The following is a 15472-nucleotide window of genomic DNA, read 5'->3' on the forward strand; positions in this document are numbered from 1 at the left end:
ACCAGCCGCCATCCATCAGCGCTGGGGCTTTTGCGGCGCCAGCGCCTCGTCCACCACCTCGATCCAGTGGCGCACCGGCACATCGGTGCCCGACTGCAGGTGCGAGATGCAGCCGATGTTGGCCGACAGAATCGCGGCGGGCGGCGCATCGCTGCAGGCCTGGTTCAAGGTGCCGATCTTGCGGTCGCGCAGCTGGTGCGCAATCTCGGGCTGCAGCAGCGAATAGGTGCCGGCCGAGCCGCAGCACAGGTGCGATTCCACCCGCGAGACGCGGATGTCAAAGCCCAGGCGGCGCAGGCTCGTCTCCACCCCGCCGCGCAGCTTTTGGCCATGCTGCAAGGTGCAGGGCGGGTGGTAGGCCAGGGGGGCTTCAGGCAAGTTCAGCTGGCCCTGCAGGCGCTGCTCCAGCTCGGGCAGCATGTCGGGCAGCAGCTCGCAAAGGTCACGCGCCAATGCGCTAATGGCAGCGGCGCGCGCGGCATAGGCCGGGTCATGGCGCAGCAGGTGGCCGTAGTCCTTGACCATCACGCCACAGCCGGAAGCCGTTGTCACAATGGCCTCGACCTGCTGGCTCTCCACATGGGGCCACCAGGCATCGATATTGGCGCGTGCCTGCGCCAGCGCGCCCTGCGGGTCGCTCAGATGTTGCTGCACCGCGCCGCAGCAGGCGGCGGCTGGGGTAATCAAGGTCTGGATGCCCACGGCATCGAGCACCCGGGCAGCGGCGGCATTGATATTGGGCAGCATCACCGGCTGCACGCAACCGGCCAGCATCAGCACCTTGCGCGCATGCGTGCGCGTGGGCCACTTGCCAGCACGCGGCACGCGCGCCAGCTTGGCCTTGAGCGCAGCAGGCAGCACCGGGCGGGCCAGCCGCCCCAGCGCCAGCGCCGGTCCAAAGGCCTTGGAGACCATGCCCTTGCGCAGCGCCCAGCGCTGCAGGCGCTCGGCCGTCGGACGCTCGACCTTCTGGTCGACGATATGGCGGCCGATATCGAGCAGCTTGCCGTATTGCACGCCGCTGGGGCAGGTCGATTCGCAATTGCGGCAGGTCAGGCAGCGGTCCAGGTGGGTCTGGGTCTTGCGTGTGGGCTCCTGGCCCTCGAGCACCTGCTTGATCAGGTAGATACGGCCGCGCGGGCCATCGAGCTCATCGCCCAGCAGCTGGTAGGTGGGGCAGGTCGCGGTGCAAAAGCCGCAATGCACGCACTTGCGCAAAATGGCCTCGGCCTCCTGGCCTTCGGGGGTGTCTTTGAATTCGGGGGCTAATTGGGTTTGCATGGTGCAGGGGTGCCTCGATTAGCGGAGATGCGCTTAGCTCAACGCCCAGTCGCCCAGGCGGCCGGGGTTGAAAATGCCATGGGGGTCAAACGCATGCTTGAGCCGCTGCTGCACCTGGCGCAGTGCGGGCGAGGCAGGCGTCAAACCAAAATCATCGGATGCGACCAGGCCCACCTGCGGGCCGGGCCTGAAGCACACGGCGCTGCCGCCCACACTGGTGGCCAGCGCCTGCAAGGCCTGGGCATGCTGCATGGGGGCTTGCACCCAGCGCAGCGCGCCGCCCCATTCCATCAGCGGCTGCAGGCCTTCTTCGGTGCAGGGCAACACCGGCGTCGTGGCCGGCAGCGACAGGCGCCACAGCGCGTGGCTCGGGTCCATGGCACTGAACCAGGGCAGCTGCTGCTCACGGCAGGCCAGCCAGGCGGCATCGGCCTGGCCGTGGTCCAGCATGGTGCCGCCCATGCCATCCAGGGCCGACTGCACAGCGGCCACTGCGCCGCGCAGCCGCACCAGCAGATGGCCTTGCTCACCGTCGCCCGATTGCTGCCACAGGCTGGCATTGATGGGCAGCGGCTTGGCGCGCCAGGCCGAGAGCTTGTCGAGTGCCTGCTGCGCCGTGCATTCGTAGTACAGGGTCGCTTGGGCGCGCTGCATCGGCAGCACCTTGAGGCTGATGTCGGTGAGCAGGCCCAGGGTGCCCCAGGCACCGGCCATCAGCCGCGACACGTCATAGCCCGCGACGTTCTTCATCACCTGGCCGCCAAAGCGCAGCAGCTCACCCTGGCCGTTGATCAACTCCAGGCCCAGGATGTAGTCACGCACCGCGCCCACCGCCGCCCGCGAGGGGCCCGACAGGCCGGCCGCCACCATGCCGCCGACGGTGGCCTCCGGGCCAAAATGCGGCGGGTCAAAAGCCAGGCATTGGCCGCATTCGGCCAGGCTCGCCTCCAGCGCCGCCAGCGCTGTGCCGGCCCGCACGGTCACGACCAACTCACTGGGCTCGTAGCTCACGATGCCGCTGTAGCTGCGGGTGTCGAACACCTCGCCGCCCAGGCGCGCACCATAAAAATCCTTGCTGCCACCGCCCCGGATGCGCAGCGGCGTCTTGTGGGCATGCGCCGATCGAACGCGCTCCTGCCAGTCGAGCACGGTGGGGGAAAGAGAGGCAGCCACAGCTTGGTCCATGGCCCCATGGTAGCGGCAGTTACGCCAGGCGTGCGGCGCTCAAGTTAGATGGGGGACTTTGAAGGACTTCTCAGAACCCATGCCCGATTTCCCGCCAAGGCTGGGTCGGCAGGCCGGCCACACCGACGCGCATCGCAAACACGCAGCCCGACAGCGGCAGCTGGGCGAGCTCGTCGCGACTGCGGCCGTGGCGGGCGGAGGTGACGTACAGGGTGCGGCCATCGCTGCCGCCAAAGCAGGGCATCGTGGGGCACAGCGCCGGGGTGTAGTGGCTGGCGAGGATGCGGCCTTGCGGGGAGATCTGCAGCACGCGCCCGCCCTCGTACATCGCGCACCAGTAGTTGCCTTCAACGTCCACAGCGGCACCATCGGGCCGGCCGCCATAGCCGGGCTCGCCCGGGGTCCAGCCCTCGGGCTTGGCATCAAAGCGCATGAAGACTTCGCCCTCGCCTTGCGGATAGCCGCTCACGTCGCAGGCGAATTTCTTGACCGTGTGGCTGGGGGTATCGGCCCAGTACATGGTGCGCCGGTCGGGCGACCAGGCCAGGCCATTGGCGTTGGAGACGCCATCTTGCACCTTGCGCACCGTCGTGGTGCCCGTCAGCCCATCGATGCAGTAGAGCGCGGCCACCGGTTGGCGCGGGCCGCTGGCGGGCTCGTGGATGGTGCCGACCCAGAAGCGGCCCTGCGCATCGCAGCGGCCATCGTTGCCGCGCTCGGTGGCCGGGTCGATCGGCAGGCGGGCGATGTCGTGCAGGGTACCGCCCCAGTGAGTGGCGCGGCAGATGCGGTCGCGCAGCACGACGATCCAGCCGTCCAGCGCGCCGCCGCTGCGGGCCGGCGCAATGCAGCCGGGCTCGGCGGGCATGTCCCAGCGGTCCATATAGCCCGATCCGGGCATCGTGCGCCACAGCTGTTTGCCAGCGACATCGACGCCATAGAGGACACCACCGCTGGCTTGCCAGAAAGGGGACTCCCCCAACGCAAAGGGCTGGCTGACCACGGTATGCCAGATCATGGCGTTCCTTTAGAAATGAATTGCATGGAAAACCCTAAGCATTATCTGTGCCACCTGGCTTGCAGCGAGGCTGGCTTATGGAATATAGGACAGCGGCAAGGCGGTGGTGAACTTCAGCTCTTCCATCGCAAAGCTCGACGACACATCGAGCAGCTGGGTATCGGCGATCAGGCGCTTGTAGACCTTGTCGTAGGCGGCGATATCGGGCACCACCACGCGCAGCAGGTAGTCCACCTCGCCGCTCATGCGGTAGAACTCGACCACCTCGGCAATGGCCGCCACTGCCGCACGAAAGCGCTCAAACCACTCCTGGCTGTGCGTGCTGGTGCGCACCGCCACAAACACCGTCACGCCCACATTGACCTTGTCGCGGTCCACCAGCGCCACCTGGCGCTTGATGACCCCGGCCTCCTTGAGCCGCTGGATACGGCGCCAGCAGGGCGTGGCCGACAGCCCGACCTGGGCCGCCAGATCGGCCACCTGGGTCTCCGCGTCGGCCTGCAGCAACTCCAGCAGTTTGCGGTCAATAGAATCCAATTTCATTTTTTTCCTATTTTCTGGAATAGAACTCCAATATTGTGCAGTAGCTGGCGAATTTTGCGACTGTATTCCCCGGCCCGGGCTGGACAATTTGGGCATGGAAATCTACCTCGACGCCAACGCCACCACCCCCGTTCTCCCCCAAGCCCGCGCCGCCGCCCTGGCGGTGATGGCCGATGCCTACGGCAACCCCAGCAGCATCCATGGCAGCGGCCTCAAGGCCCGCGCGCTGCTCGACGAAGCACGTGCCGCCGCGCGCCAGGTGCTGGGCGTGCCCAGCGGCCAGCTGCTGTTCACCAGCGGTGCGACCGAGGGCATCCAGACCGCCGTGCTGTCGGCGCTGAGCGCCCTGCGCCAGCGCCGCGAGGCCGGCGACAGCACTGTGCTGCAGCTGCTCTATGGCGCGACCGAGCACAAGGCCGTGCCCGAGGCCCTCAAGCACTGGAACGCCGTACTCGGCCTGCACCTGCCGATTGCCGCCATCCCCGTGGGCCGCGATGGCCGCCATGACCTGGCCTGGCTGCGCGCGCAGGCACCCTCGGCCGGCCTGGTGTGCACGATGGCCGCCAACAACGAAACCGGCGTCATCAGCGACCTGGACGGCATTGCCGATGCGCTGCGCGGCAGCCCGGCGCTGTGGCTGGTCGATGGCGTGCAGGCGCTGGGCAAGCTGGCGCTCAAGCCGGTAGAGCGCGGCATCGACTACGCGCCGTTCTCCGGCCACAAGCTCTATGCCCCCAAGGGCGTGGGCATGCTCTATGTGCGCGAGGGCGCGCCCTTTACCCCGCTGCTGGCCGGCGGCGGGCAGGAAGGCGCACTGCGCGCCGGCACCGAGAACATGGCCGGCATTGCCGCGCTGGGCGCCGTGCTGCGCGCGCTGCAGGACGGCAGCAGCTTTGCCAGCGCCGCCACGATGGCGGGCCACCGCAGCCAGCTCGAAGCCGCACTGCGCGAGGCCTTTGCCGGCCTGGTGTTCAATGCGCCGCCCGCGCTGTGCCTGCCCACCACGTTGAATTTTGCCGTGCCAGGCCTCAGCGCCAAGCTGCTGCTCGATCTGTTTGACGCTGCCGGCCTGCGGGTGAGTGGCGGCTCGGCCTGCAGTGCCAGCAAGGCGCAGCCCAGCTATGTGCTCGAGGCCATGGGCCTGCCCGCCTGGCAGACGGCCGCTGCGGTGCGCATGTCCTTTGGCGCGGCCGACCCGGCCGAGATGATCGCCGAGGCCTGCCAGCGCATCCGCGCCTGCGGCGCGGCACTGCGCGCGAACTGTCTGGTGGAAGCGCCTGAGGACACCGCCCATGGCACAGCCCCGCTGCTGACGCGCTTTGTCGTTGACGGCGCCTGCTGCTACCTGCTGGCCGATGCTGCCAGCCAGCGCTGTGTGGTCGTCGATCCGCTGCCCGAGCTGGTCGAGCGCCTGGCGCAATGGCTGCGCTGCCGGGGCTTTACCCTGGCGGCCGTGCTCGATACCCACAGCCATGGCGACCATGCCTCATCGGCGGCCGAGCTGCGCGCTGCCGTTCCCGCTGCGCTGCAGGCCACGGGCGCGGTCGATGCGCTGGGCTGGCCCCAAGGCGCCACGCAGATCACGCTGGGCGCCTACCGCTTAAGCCGCCTGGCGCTGCCCGGCCACACCGAAGACTCCACCGCCTACCTGCTGCATGAAGGCACTCAGCTGCAGCTGGCACTGGTGGGCGATACCGTGCTGCCCGGCGCGCTGGGCCGCAGCGATTTTGTGCAGAGCGCGCCGCTCGCCTATGCGGACAGCCTGCGCCTGTTGGCCCGGGCCGTGGGCCCGCAAACCCTGCTGCTGCCCGGCCATGACTATGACAACCGCTTTGCCTGCACCTTGGCCGTTGAAGCTGCAGCCCAGCCGCTGCTGGCCGGCGTGCTGCAAGGCCAGCTCGATGCCGCCGCCTTTGCCGCTGCCAAGGCCGCGCTGGAGCAGGACCTGGCCCCCACCGCCTACCAGACAATGGCCTGCGGCGCCCGCGTCGATGCCGCCACGCCCGCCGTGTGTGTGGAGCTGCCCGTGGCCCGTGCCCAGGCGCTGCAGCAGGCGGGCAGCGCCGCGCTGCTGGTGGATGTGCGCGAGTCCTATGAACAGCAGCTGGGCCAGGCGCCTGGCCTGGACGATGGCGCCAGCAGCCAGGCCGTGCCGCTGTCGGGCCTGCTCAATGCGCTGCCGCAGTGGCTGGCCTTGCCGGCCGATACCCCCGTGGTGTTTTACTGCCGCAGCGGCAACCGCAGCGCCCAGGCCGCCCATGCATTGCGCCGGCTGGGCCACCAACAGGCCTTCAGCGTGGCCGGCGGCCTGGCGCTGTGGCCAGAGCGCGCCACGGCATCCGTCTGAGAACGCATTTCAACCGCCAGCACGGCGCATAAAAAAAGGCCGGCCGGGTTGTGCACCCGTCCGGCCCCCCAAGGAGTATCCGCAAGAATCAACGTCCGTAGGCCGCTTCGCCGTGGGAGGTGATGTCCAGGCCTTCGCGTTCGGCTTCTTCCGTCACACGCAGACCACCGGTCAGCAAACCTGCCACCTTGTACGAGATCCAGGCCACCACACCCGACCACACGATGGTGATCAGCACGCCCTTGGTTTGCACCCAGATCTGGTGGGCCATGTTGTAGCCTTCTGGCTCGACACCGCCGAGGCTGGAGGCGCAGAACACACCGGTCAGGATGGCACCCAGGATACCGCCCACGCCGTGCACACCGAAGACGTCGCAGGTGTCATCGACCTTGAGCAGCCGCTTGAGACCGGACACACCCCACAGGCACAGAGCACCGGCGAGCAGACCCATCACGATGGCACCCATGGGGCCGACAAAACCGGCGGCTGGGGTGATGACCACCAGGCCACCAACGGCACCCGAAGCGGCACCCAGCATCGAGGGCTTGCCCTTGTGCAGCGTCTCGCACACCAACCAGCTCACGCAGGCTGCGCCGGTGGCCACGATGGTGTTGATGAAGGCCAGGCCCGCAATACCGTTGGCAGCACCTGCCGAGCCGGCGTTGAAGCCGAACCAGCCCACCCACAGCAGCGATGCGCCCACCATGGTCAAGGTCAGGTTGTGCGGAGCCAGCGCTTCGCGGCCAAAGCCCAGGCGCTTGCCCAGCACATAGGAGCCCACCAGACCGGCCACACCGGCGTTGATGTGCACAACGGTGCCGCCGGCAAAGTCCAGCGCGCCATCCTTGCCCAGCAGACCACCGCCCCAGACCATGTGGGCAATCGGCAGGTAGCTGAAGGTGAACCACAGCACGGCGAAGATCATCACGGCCGCAAACTTGATGCGCTCGGCAAAGGCACCGACGATCAGCGCCACGGTGATGGCGGCGAACGTGGCCTGGAACGAGACGAACACATACTCCGGCACAGTCGCCATCGCACCCGACAAGGTATCGGGCGTGATGCCCATCAGGAACACCTTGCCGAAGTCGCCAAAGAAGTTGCCTTCACCGGAGAAGGTCAGCGAGTAGCCGTAGATGGTCCACAGCACGGTGATCAGCGAGAAGATCGTGAACACCTGGGCCAGCACCGACAGCATGTTCTTGCTGCGCACCAGACCGCCATAGAACAGCGCCAGACCCGGGATGACCATCAGGATCACCAGCATGGTCGAGGTCATGATCCAGGCGGTATCGCCTGCATTCAGAACGGGAGCTGCCGCATCGGCCGCAGCCGCGTTGCCCGCAGTGGCCAGTGCCACTGCCGCCAGCCCTGCCAAGGAAAGAAGTCGTCTCATGTTGTTCACACCTTCAAGATAAATTGGCTTGTTGCGCGCGCCTTGCCAGCGCGGAGCGCTGTTTTTTAGATCGCGTTCGGGCCGGTTTCGCCGGTACGGATACGCACCACCTGCTCCAGCGGCGAGACAAAGATCTTGCCGTCGCCGATCTTGCCGGTGCGCGCTGCGTTCTCGATGGCCTCGATCACCCGGTCCACCAGGTCCTCGGCCACCGCAATCTCCAGCTTCACCTTGGGCAGGAAGTCCACCACGTACTCGGCGCCTCGGTACAGCTCGGTATGGCCCTTCTGACGGCCAAAGCCCTTGACCTCGCTCACCGTGATGCCTTGCACCCCAATATCGGACAGCGCCTCACGCACTTCATCGAGCTTGAAGGGCTTGATCACCGCCACTACCAGTTTCATGTTCATAGTCTCTCCTGTCGTCACTTATTGCAGCGGCGCTGCGTCAAAAAGCCTTGGTCAGCGATACGATCGCGCGACCCTTGTTCACAAAGCCAAAGGCACCCGTCTTGTTGGCGCCCACCCAGGCAGCGCTCAGCGAGAAGCCATCACCCAGGTCATAGGCACCGCCCACGCTGTAGTCCAGGTAGTTGGGCACGCCCAGGTCCTTGATGTCGCTGGAAAAGCGCGTATAGCCCACGGCCAGCTTCAAGGTCGTCTTGGGCGCCACTTCCTGGGCGAATGCCACATTCAGGTAACCGGTGTTGCGGCCCTTGTACGTGCTGTCGTACTTGGTGCCGGCCCAGCCAAAGTAATCCTTCGACACGGTGTGCGAGTACTTCACGGTCACGGGACCGTAGGTGCCCGAGCCATACAGTTCGGTGGTGTTGCCCAGCGTGTTGCCGGGGTAGACATAGGTCAGCAGACCCACATCCCAATCCACATCAGCGGCCTTGAACTTGTAGCCACCGTAGAAATCCATCTCCAGCTTGTTGTTGTCGAGCCAGTCGACGGTGGAGTTCCAGTTCCCCACATAAAAGCCGCTGTCGCCAAAGGCGTAGTCGACCCCTCCCTGGAGTGCGGGCTTGACCCATTGGGCACTAGAGGACTTCTGGTCCTGACCGCGGAACTTGTAGTTCGTGGTCACGCTCACATTGGCGGTCAGCTGCGCGCTTGCCACCATTGGCAGCGCCAGGAACGCTGCACCCGCCACCACCATCCAGCCTCTGTTGCTCATTGCCATTGCCACACTCCTTGTTGATGAATTCGACCCATCCGTTTGTGGCAAGCACAATGCACAGAGCGTGCCAAACCCAGCGCTACCCGCTGCGTTGCGCGCACCAGACAAGCGCAGCGCGCTATATTTTTTTGCAAATGCTTACGTTCTGAGCCGCCACAGGGCGGCCGGGGGCGCGGGATGGCAGGCCGGCGCCGCCGCCACGCCTTCCCCGGGCTGTCGCCACTTGTTGCTGCCAGCGACTTTTGCGATGCTGGTGGCAGCCGTGCCTCCAAGAGGTGCTTCGCAATGCACCAAAAAGGTGCAAAACAACAAGGAAGCCCGCCCATGAGTCTCGCCGTGGTGCACAGCCGGGCCCTGGTCGGGCTCACCGGCCATCCCGTCAGCGTCGAAGTCCATCTGGCCAATGGCCTGCCCAGCTTTACCCTGGTCGGCCTGGCCGATCTGGAAGTGAAGGAAGCGCGTGAGCGTGTGCGCTCAGCGCTGCAAAACAGCGGGCTGGAGTTTCCGCACAACAAACGCATCACCGTCAACCTGGCACCGGCCGATCTGCCCAAGGAGTCGGGCCGCTACGACCTGGCCATCGCGGTCGGCATTCTGGCGGCCAGCGGCGCTATCGATGCGGACCGGCTCAAGGACTATGAATTTGCCGGCGAGCTGTCGCTGTCGGGTGCATTGCGCCCGGTGCGCGGCGCGCTGGCCGCCAGCATGGACCTGCACCAGCGCGGCCAGCAGGTGCGCCAGGTGCTGCCCCCGGGCAGTGCAGAGGATGCCGCCCTGGTGCCCGATGCCGAGGTCTACCGCGCCAGCCACCTGCTGGACGTGGTGCAGCACTTTGCGCCCCAGGCCGCCAGCGCCGAGCCCGATGCAGCGCCCAGCCAGTGGCAGCGCATGCCCGCCCAGCCCCGCCCGCCCGAGGCCCCCGGCGCCGACATGGCCGATGTCAAAGGCCAGGCGGCCAGCAAGCGGGTGCTGGAGATCGCTGCCGCAGGCGGCCACAACCTGCTGATGCTGGGCGCACCGGGCGCTGGCAAATCGATGCTGGCCCAGCGCTTTGCCGGCCTGCTGCCGCCCTTGAGCGTGGCCGAGGCGCTGGAGAACGCCGCCGTGCACAGCCTGGTCGGCAGCTTTGATGCCCAGCGCTGGGGCCAGCGCAGCACGATGGCGCCGCACCACACCGCCAGCGCCGTGGCCCTGGTGGGCGGCGGCAGTCCGCCCCGGCCCGGTGCGATATCGCTGGCCCATTGCGGCGTGCTGTTTCTCGATGAACTGCCCGAGTTCCCGCGCAGCGCGCTCGAAGCACTGCGCGAGCCGCTGGAGACCGGCCAGATCAGCATCGCCCGCGCCGCGCAGCAGGCCACCTTTCCCGCCCGCTTCCAACTGATTGCCGCGATGAACCCCTGCCCCTGCGGTTTTCGGGGCTCGCGCCAGCGCGCCTGCCGCTGCTCGCCCGACCAGGTCAGCCGCTACCAGGCCCGCATCAGCGGCCCCTTGCTCGACCGCATTGACCTGCACCTGGAAGTCAGCCCCCTGCCCGCCGATGAGCTGCTGACCGCCCCGGCCGGCGAATCGACCGCCACTATCCGCGAGCGGGTGACCGCTGCCCGCGCCCGGTCACTGCAGCGCCAGGGCATGCTCAACCAGCAGCTGCAAGGCCAGGCGCTCGACGATTACTGCCATGCCGAGCCCGCTGCGCTGCAGCTGCTGCAAACCGCCGCCGCCCAGCTGGCCTGGTCGGCACGCGGCATCCATCGCAGCTTGCGTGTGGCGCGCTCGATTGCGGATCTCGCGCAGTCGGAGACCATCAGCCCGGCCCATGTGGCCGAGGCGGTGCAGTACCGGCGGGCGCTGCTGGGCAGCAGCGGCATGTAGGCAGCACATGCACGCGGGCAGCGCTGCCGCATGTCCACCCTTATGCAGAAAACGCGTTTAGTAAGTCAGAAAAATTAGTTCCTCCCGCAACGCTGACTTCGCACAATCCCCCTTTTGCGCCGCGCAGCCCTGCTGCGAACGGCGGTTTTTTGAAAGCGGATATGGGCGTGAGCAAATTGGGTCAGTGGCGGGTCTTGGGCGTGGCGGCAGCGTCGCTTTGTGTGGTGGCCGGTGCCAGTGCGGCAGGTGCAGCCAGTGCCCCCAGCGGCGCCCCCATCCGTATCGGCTTGCTGGCCCCGCTGACCGGATCGGGTGGCGCCTATGGCAAGGAAGAGGAAACGGCGGCCAAGGCAGCCGCAGCCCATATCAATGCACATGGCGGTGTGCTGGGCCGTCCGCTGGAGATCGTCGTCGCCGATGACGAGACCACGCCCACAGCCGGCGTGTCGGCCGCGCGCAAGCTGATCGATGTGGATGGTGTGGTCGCGATCACCGGCGTGTGGAGCAGCGCGGTGGCGCTGGCCGTGCGCCCGGTGGCACTCGAGAAGAGTGTTGCGCTGCTGCCCGTAGGCTCGGCCGATGAGCTGACCGAGGGCGACAACAAGGGCCTGGTCTGGCGCTTCCAGACCAATGGCAAGAACTGGGGCCAGGCCTTTGCCAATGTGGCCTACAAGGATGGCGCGAGGACCGCCTCCATCCTGGTGCTGCAGACGCCCTTCACGCTCAGCACCGTCAAGCCCTTTGCCGAGCGCTTTGCGCAGCAAGGCGGCAAGGTGCTTGACACCCTCTACTTCAACCCCAACCAGCCCTCGTACCGGGCCGAGGTGGAAAAGATCTTCAGCAAGAAGCCCGATGCGGTCTTCCTGCCCAGCTATATCCCCGAGTTCAGCGCCATCGTGCGCGAGATCTACCGCAGCGGCTACGAAAGCAAGCTCTACACCTTCAGCCATGCGGCCGACAGCGGCGGCAAGTTTGTGCAGAACGTGGGCAAGGCCGCCGCCGAAGGCGTGAACCATGTGCAGGCCACGCCGGTGGGCAACAACGCCAGCTACCAGCTCTACCTCAAGCAAACGCAGCAGCCCGAAGGCACCATCGTCGCCTTTGGCGCCAATGTGTTTGACGAGATCAATGTGCTGGCGCTGGCCATCGAAAAAGCCAAGAGCGCCAAGGCGGCCGACTTCAGCAAGGAAATCGCCAATGTGGTCAACACCAAAGGTCCCGATGTGCACGACCCCGTGCAGGGCCTGCAGCTGATTCGCGCAGGCAAGCCTTTCCGCTACTCCGGCGCGACGGCGGACTTCCGCTTTGCGCCCAATGGCGACCAGGTGGACCTGGACTACGGCCACTACCGCGTGCTCAACGGCGTGAGCAAGCTGGTGGGCACCACCAAATGAGCCTGCAGACAGACGATCTGCTCAGGGTTCAGGATGTTCATGTAGGTTTTGGTGAATTCACCGCGCTGGACGGTGCCCACCTGCGCATTGCGCGCGGCGGCATCACCGGCATGGTGGGGCCCAATGGCGCGGGCAAGTCCACCTTGTTCAACGTGCTGGGCGGCCAGCAGGCCCACCAGGGCGGCCGGGTGCTGTTCGACGGCCAGGACATCACGCATTGGTCCGTGCACCGCCGCGCCCAGGCCGGGCTCACCCGCACTTTTCAGATCTCGCGCGAGATGGGCGCGCTCACCGTGCTGGAGAACCTGCTGCTCGCCGCTCCCCAGCAGCCCGGCGAAAAGCTCTGGCATGCGCTGCTGAACACGGCGGCCGCCCGCCAGCACGAAGCCCAGGCGATGGCGCAAGCCCAGTCCCTGCTCGAGCGCGTGGGCCTGTGGCGCCTGGCGCATGACCGGGCCGACAGCCTCTCGGGCGGCCAGAAGAAACTGCTGGAGCTGTGCCGCGCGCTGATGCTCAAGCCCCGGCTGGTGCTGCTCGACGAGCCGGCGGCCGGCGTCAACCCGGTGCTGGTCGGCGAGATTGCGGACTTCATCCGCAGCCTGCAGGCCGAAGGCATGAGTTTTGCCATTGTGGAACACAACATGGACATGATTGCCGCGCTGTGCGACCCGGTGTATGTGCTGGCCCAGGGCAAGGTGCTGACCCAGGGCAGCTTTGCCCAGGTGTCTGCCAACGCGCTGGTGGTCGAGGCCTACCTCGGAGGTGTGGCATGAGCGCCGAACTGCGTCTGGACAGCGTCGTGGCCGGCTACGGCGCGCGCGCCGTACTGCATGCCGTGAGTCTGGATGTCGCACCCGGCTCCAGCCTGGTGGTCGTCGGCCCCAATGGCTCGGGCAAATCCACCTTGATGCGCGTCGTGACCGGGCTGATCCGCCCGCAGTCGGGCCGCGTCATCTGGGATGGCCGCGACATCACCGCCCTCGATGCGCCGGGCCGCGCACGCCTGGGGCTGGGCTATGTGCCGCAGGAGGCCAATGTGTTCCGCAACCTCTCGGTGCTGGACAACCTCAAGCTCGGCCATGAGTTCATCGCCAGCGGTGGCGCCAGGGCCTTGCGCGAGCGGCTCGATGCGGTGCTGGCGCTGTTTCCCGAGATCGTTCCCAAGCTGAACGTGGCCGCTGGCTTGCTCAGCGGCGGCCAGCGGCAGATGGTGGCCATGGGCGCGGCGCTGATGCCCTCACCCCGGCTGCTGGCGCTCGATGAGCCCTCGGCGGGCCTGTCGCCGCTGAATGCATCGCGCCTGTTTGACGTGGTGCAGCGCGTGGCGCACACCGGGGTCACCTTGTTCATGATCGAGCAGAACACCCGCCTGGGTCTGGCCGCTGCCGACCGGGGCCTGGTGCTGGTCGCCGGCCAGGTGCGGGCACGCGCGCCCAGCCAGGAGCTGCTGGCCAACGGCCAGCTGCAAAGTCTTTATCTGGGAGCGCACTGATGCTGGCGCAACTCATCTTCAACGGCCTGGTATCGGGCCTGCTCATTGCGTTGCCGGCCTTGTCGCTGGCCTTGATTTTCAGCGTGCTGCGCTTTGCCAACTACGCCATTGGCGCGATGGTGACCACCGGCGCGTACCTGGTCTATGCCTTCAACGGCCCGCTGGGCTGGCCGCTGCCGCTGGCGGTGGCCGCCGGCATGGCGCTCAGCGTTGCGCTTTCGCTGCTGCTCGACCGGCTGGTGTTTGCGCCGCTGCGCGGGCGCTCGGGCGTCACCTTGCTGGTGGCCTCGATCGGCCTGGGCCTGGTGCTGGAGAACCTGGTGCGCCTGGTCGCCGGCAATGCGCCGCGCGGCTTTGGTGTGGAGATTGCCCGGCCCGCGCGCCTGCTCGGCCTGCGCGTCAACCAGGAGCAGCTCATCACCCTGGTCTGCGTACTGGTGGCGCTGGCGCTCGTGTGGCTGGTGTTCCGCTTCACGCGCCTGGGCCGGGCCATGCAGGCGGTGGCCGACAACCCCGATCTGGCGGACGTGCGCGGCATCTCGCGCAAAAAGGTGACGGCCACGGTCTGGGCACTGGCCGCCGCAATGGCGACCTTGTCGGGCGTGCTGATCGGGCTCGATTCGAATGTGGATCCGCAAATGGGTTGGAACTACCTGTTGCCGGTCTTTACCGCAGCCATTCTGGGCGGCATCGGCAGCCCGATGGCGGCGGTGGCGTGCGCGCTGCTGCTGGGCGTGACCGAAGAGCTGGCCACCCTGTTGCTGCCGCCCCACTACCGCACGGTGGTGGCCTTTGGGGTCATGGCCTTGCTGCTGCTGCTGCGCCCGCAGGGTCTCTTTGGTGCCAAGTGGGTGCGCAAATGACAAGCTATCTGATTGCAACCCTGGTGCTGGTGGTCATCGCCACCTTGTCGGGCCTGGCGCTGAACCTGCAGTGGGGCCTGGGTGGCCTGGTTAATTTTGGCCTGTTCGGCTTTTATATGCTGGGCGCCTATGCCTGCAGCCTGCTGCAGATGCAGGGCCTGCCGCCGCTCGCTGCCATGCTGCTGGCGCTGCTGCTGACGGCAGCGGCCAGTGCGCTGGTCAGCTTGATATCCGTACGGCTGAGCGAGGACTACCTGGCCATCGTCACCTTGGGCTTTGCCGAATCGCTGCGGCTCTTTATCAGCTACGAGGAATGGCTGACCCGGGGCACCTTGGGCATCCCCAACATCGTGCGGCCTTTTGCCGAGCTGGTGCCCAGCGCCTGGCGCGACCTGTTCTTTCTGGGCTTTTGCCTGGTCTGGCTGGCGCTGGTGTTTGTGGTGCTGCAGCGCCTGGCGCGCTCGCCCTTTGGCCGCCTGCTGCGCGCCACGCGCGAGGACGCGGGCGTGGCCGAGGCGCTGGGCAAGAACGTGCTCTGGGTGCGGGCGCGCAGCTTTGCGCTGGGCGGCGCCATCCTGGGCATTGCCGGCAGCCTGCACGCCTTCTACTACACCTATATCGACCCGACCCAGTTCAGCACCATCTTGACGGCCTACGCCTTCATGGCTGTGATCCTGGGTGGGCGCGGTAGCCATGCCGGCGTGCTGGTTGCCGGCTTCACGGTGATCCTGCTGCTGGAGGGCAGCCGCATGCTGGCCGGCGTCGTGCCCTGGCTCGATGGCACGCAGCTGGCCGCCATCCGCCTGTCGCTGGTGGGCCTGCTACTGCTGGCGATGCTGATCTTCAAACCCAACGGCCTGCTGCCGGAGTACCGGCTCGGCCCCCGCTCTCAAGGAAAATAG

General features: G+C 67.0%; 14 protein-coding genes. 7 read left to right on the forward strand and 7 right to left on the reverse strand.

Annotated elements, in window-relative coordinates:
• Window positions 1-15 precede the first annotated feature (15 nt).
• The 4 genes from glcF to DCO45_RS20710 form a co-directional block, all read right to left on the reverse strand.
• Complete coding sequence (gene glcF, locus DCO45_RS20695; RefSeq protein ID WP_116927581.1) at window positions 16-1281, reverse strand: glycolate oxidase subunit GlcF; 1266 nt, start codon at window positions 1279-1281, stop codon at window positions 16-18.
• Between the two features lie 33 nt (window positions 1282-1314).
• Window positions 1315-2466, reverse strand: coding sequence for a glycolate oxidase subunit GlcE (gene glcE / locus DCO45_RS20700; RefSeq protein ID WP_116927582.1), 1152 nt, complete (start codon window positions 2464-2466; stop codon window positions 1315-1317).
• A gap of 70 nt (window positions 2467-2536) precedes the next feature.
• Window positions 2537-3484 carry an SMP-30/gluconolactonase/LRE family protein gene (locus DCO45_RS20705; RefSeq protein ID WP_116927583.1) on the reverse strand — a complete coding sequence of 316 codons (948 nt, stop codon included), beginning with the start codon at window positions 3482-3484 and terminating at the stop codon, window positions 2537-2539.
• A gap of 75 nt (window positions 3485-3559) precedes the next feature.
• Window positions 3560-4021: an Lrp/AsnC family transcriptional regulator gene (locus DCO45_RS20710; RefSeq protein WP_027011371.1), complete on the reverse strand. Its 462-nt coding sequence runs from the start codon at window positions 4019-4021 to the stop codon at window positions 3560-3562.
• Window positions 4022-4121: 100 nt separating this feature from the next.
• Here DCO45_RS20710 and DCO45_RS20715 point away from each other — a divergent pair, with 100 nt between their 5' ends.
• Window positions 4122-6374: an aminotransferase class V-fold PLP-dependent enzyme gene (locus DCO45_RS20715; RefSeq protein ID WP_116927584.1), complete on the forward strand. Its 2253-nt coding sequence runs from the start codon at window positions 4122-4124 to the stop codon at window positions 6372-6374.
• Between the two features lie 88 nt (window positions 6375-6462).
• On the opposite strand, the gene amt is transcribed toward DCO45_RS20715, so the two are convergent.
• The 3 genes from amt to DCO45_RS20730 form a co-directional block, all read right to left on the reverse strand.
• On the reverse strand, window positions 6463-7770 hold the full coding sequence (gene amt / locus DCO45_RS20720; RefSeq protein ID WP_043338911.1) for an ammonium transporter: 1308 nt from the start codon (window positions 7768-7770) through the stop codon (window positions 6463-6465).
• 65 nt (window positions 7771-7835) lie between these two features.
• Entirely contained in the window at window positions 7836-8174 is a 339-nt protein-coding gene (gene glnK, locus DCO45_RS20725; RefSeq protein WP_027010591.1) for a P-II family nitrogen regulator, read from the reverse strand.
• Between the two features lie 43 nt (window positions 8175-8217).
• Window positions 8218-8949 (reverse strand): TorF family putative porin, encoded by a 732-nt coding sequence (locus DCO45_RS20730; protein WP_116927585.1) that lies wholly within the window; start codon window positions 8947-8949, stop codon window positions 8218-8220.
• Window positions 8950-9276: 327 nt separating this feature from the next.
• Here DCO45_RS20730 and DCO45_RS20735 point away from each other — a divergent pair, with 327 nt between their 5' ends.
• The 6 genes from DCO45_RS20735 to DCO45_RS20760 all read left to right on the forward strand — a co-directional run bounded on the left by DCO45_RS20735 (window position 9277) and on the right by DCO45_RS20760 (window position 15472).
• A complete protein-coding gene (locus tag DCO45_RS20735) occupies window positions 9277-10821 on the forward strand; it encodes a YifB family Mg chelatase-like AAA ATPase (RefSeq protein WP_116927586.1) in 1545 nt (514 codons plus the stop codon).
• A 167-nt stretch (window positions 10822-10988) separates the two neighbouring features.
• A complete protein-coding gene (locus DCO45_RS20740) occupies window positions 10989-12215 on the forward strand; it encodes an ABC transporter substrate-binding protein (RefSeq protein WP_198424340.1) in 1227 nt (408 codons plus the stop codon).
• Window positions 12212-12988: an ABC transporter ATP-binding protein gene (locus DCO45_RS20745; protein ID WP_116927588.1), complete on the forward strand. Its 777-nt coding sequence runs from the start codon at window positions 12212-12214 to the stop codon at window positions 12986-12988. The genes DCO45_RS20740 and DCO45_RS20745 overlap by 4 nt, the downstream gene beginning before the upstream one ends.
• Window positions 12985-13707, forward strand: a complete 723-nt coding sequence (locus DCO45_RS20750) for an ABC transporter ATP-binding protein (RefSeq protein ID WP_116927589.1) — start codon at window positions 12985-12987, stop codon at window positions 13705-13707. Before DCO45_RS20745 ends, DCO45_RS20750 begins: the two co-directional genes overlap by 4 nt.
• Entirely contained in the window at window positions 13707-14570 is an 864-nt protein-coding gene (locus DCO45_RS20755; protein ID WP_243419438.1) for a branched-chain amino acid ABC transporter permease, read from the forward strand. The genes DCO45_RS20750 and DCO45_RS20755 overlap by 1 nt, the downstream gene beginning before the upstream one ends.
• Window positions 14567-15472 (forward strand): branched-chain amino acid ABC transporter permease, encoded by a 906-nt coding sequence (locus DCO45_RS20760; RefSeq protein ID WP_116927590.1) that lies wholly within the window; start codon window positions 14567-14569, stop codon window positions 15470-15472. The genes DCO45_RS20755 and DCO45_RS20760 overlap by 4 nt, the downstream gene beginning before the upstream one ends.

It is taken from the genome of Comamonas sp. JNW (genome assembly GCF_003105075.1).
GTDB lineage: Bacteria > Pseudomonadota > Gammaproteobacteria > Burkholderiales > Burkholderiaceae_C > Comamonas > Comamonas squillarum.

Bases quoted from the DNA above. Each gene is read 5' to 3' on its own strand.
- glnK (WP_027010591.1), bottom strand. From the start codon at position 8,174: ATGAAACTGGTAGTGGCGGTGATCAAGCCCTTCAAGCTCGATGAAGTG.
- DCO45_RS20755 (WP_243419438.1), top strand. From the start codon at position 13,707: ATGCTGGCGCAACTCATCTTCAACGGCCTGGTATCGGGCCTGCTCATT.
- DCO45_RS20730 (WP_116927585.1), bottom strand. From the start codon at position 8,949: ATGAGCAACAGAGGCTGGATGGTGGTGGCGGGTGCAGCGTTCCTGGCG.
- DCO45_RS20715 (WP_116927584.1), top strand. From the start codon at position 4,122: ATGGAAATCTACCTCGACGCCAACGCCACCACCCCCGTTCTCCCCCAA.
- DCO45_RS20750 (WP_116927589.1), top strand. From the start codon at position 12,985: ATGAGCGCCGAACTGCGTCTGGACAGCGTCGTGGCCGGCTACGGCGCG.
- amt (WP_043338911.1), bottom strand. From the start codon at position 7,770: ATGAGACGACTTCTTTCCTTGGCAGGGCTGGCGGCAGTGGCACTGGCC.
- DCO45_RS20760 (WP_116927590.1), top strand. From the start codon at position 14,567: ATGACAAGCTATCTGATTGCAACCCTGGTGCTGGTGGTCATCGCCACC.
- DCO45_RS20735 (WP_116927586.1), top strand. From the start codon at position 9,277: ATGAGTCTCGCCGTGGTGCACAGCCGGGCCCTGGTCGGGCTCACCGGC.
- glcF (WP_116927581.1), bottom strand. From the start codon at position 1,281: ATGCAAACCCAATTAGCCCCCGAATTCAAAGACACCCCCGAAGGCCAG.
- DCO45_RS20745 (WP_116927588.1), top strand. From the start codon at position 12,212: ATGAGCCTGCAGACAGACGATCTGCTCAGGGTTCAGGATGTTCATGTA.
- glcE (WP_116927582.1), bottom strand. From the start codon at position 2,466: ATGGACCAAGCTGTGGCTGCCTCTCTTTCCCCCACCGTGCTCGACTGG.
- DCO45_RS20705 (WP_116927583.1), bottom strand. From the start codon at position 3,484: ATGATCTGGCATACCGTGGTCAGCCAGCCCTTTGCGTTGGGGGAGTCC.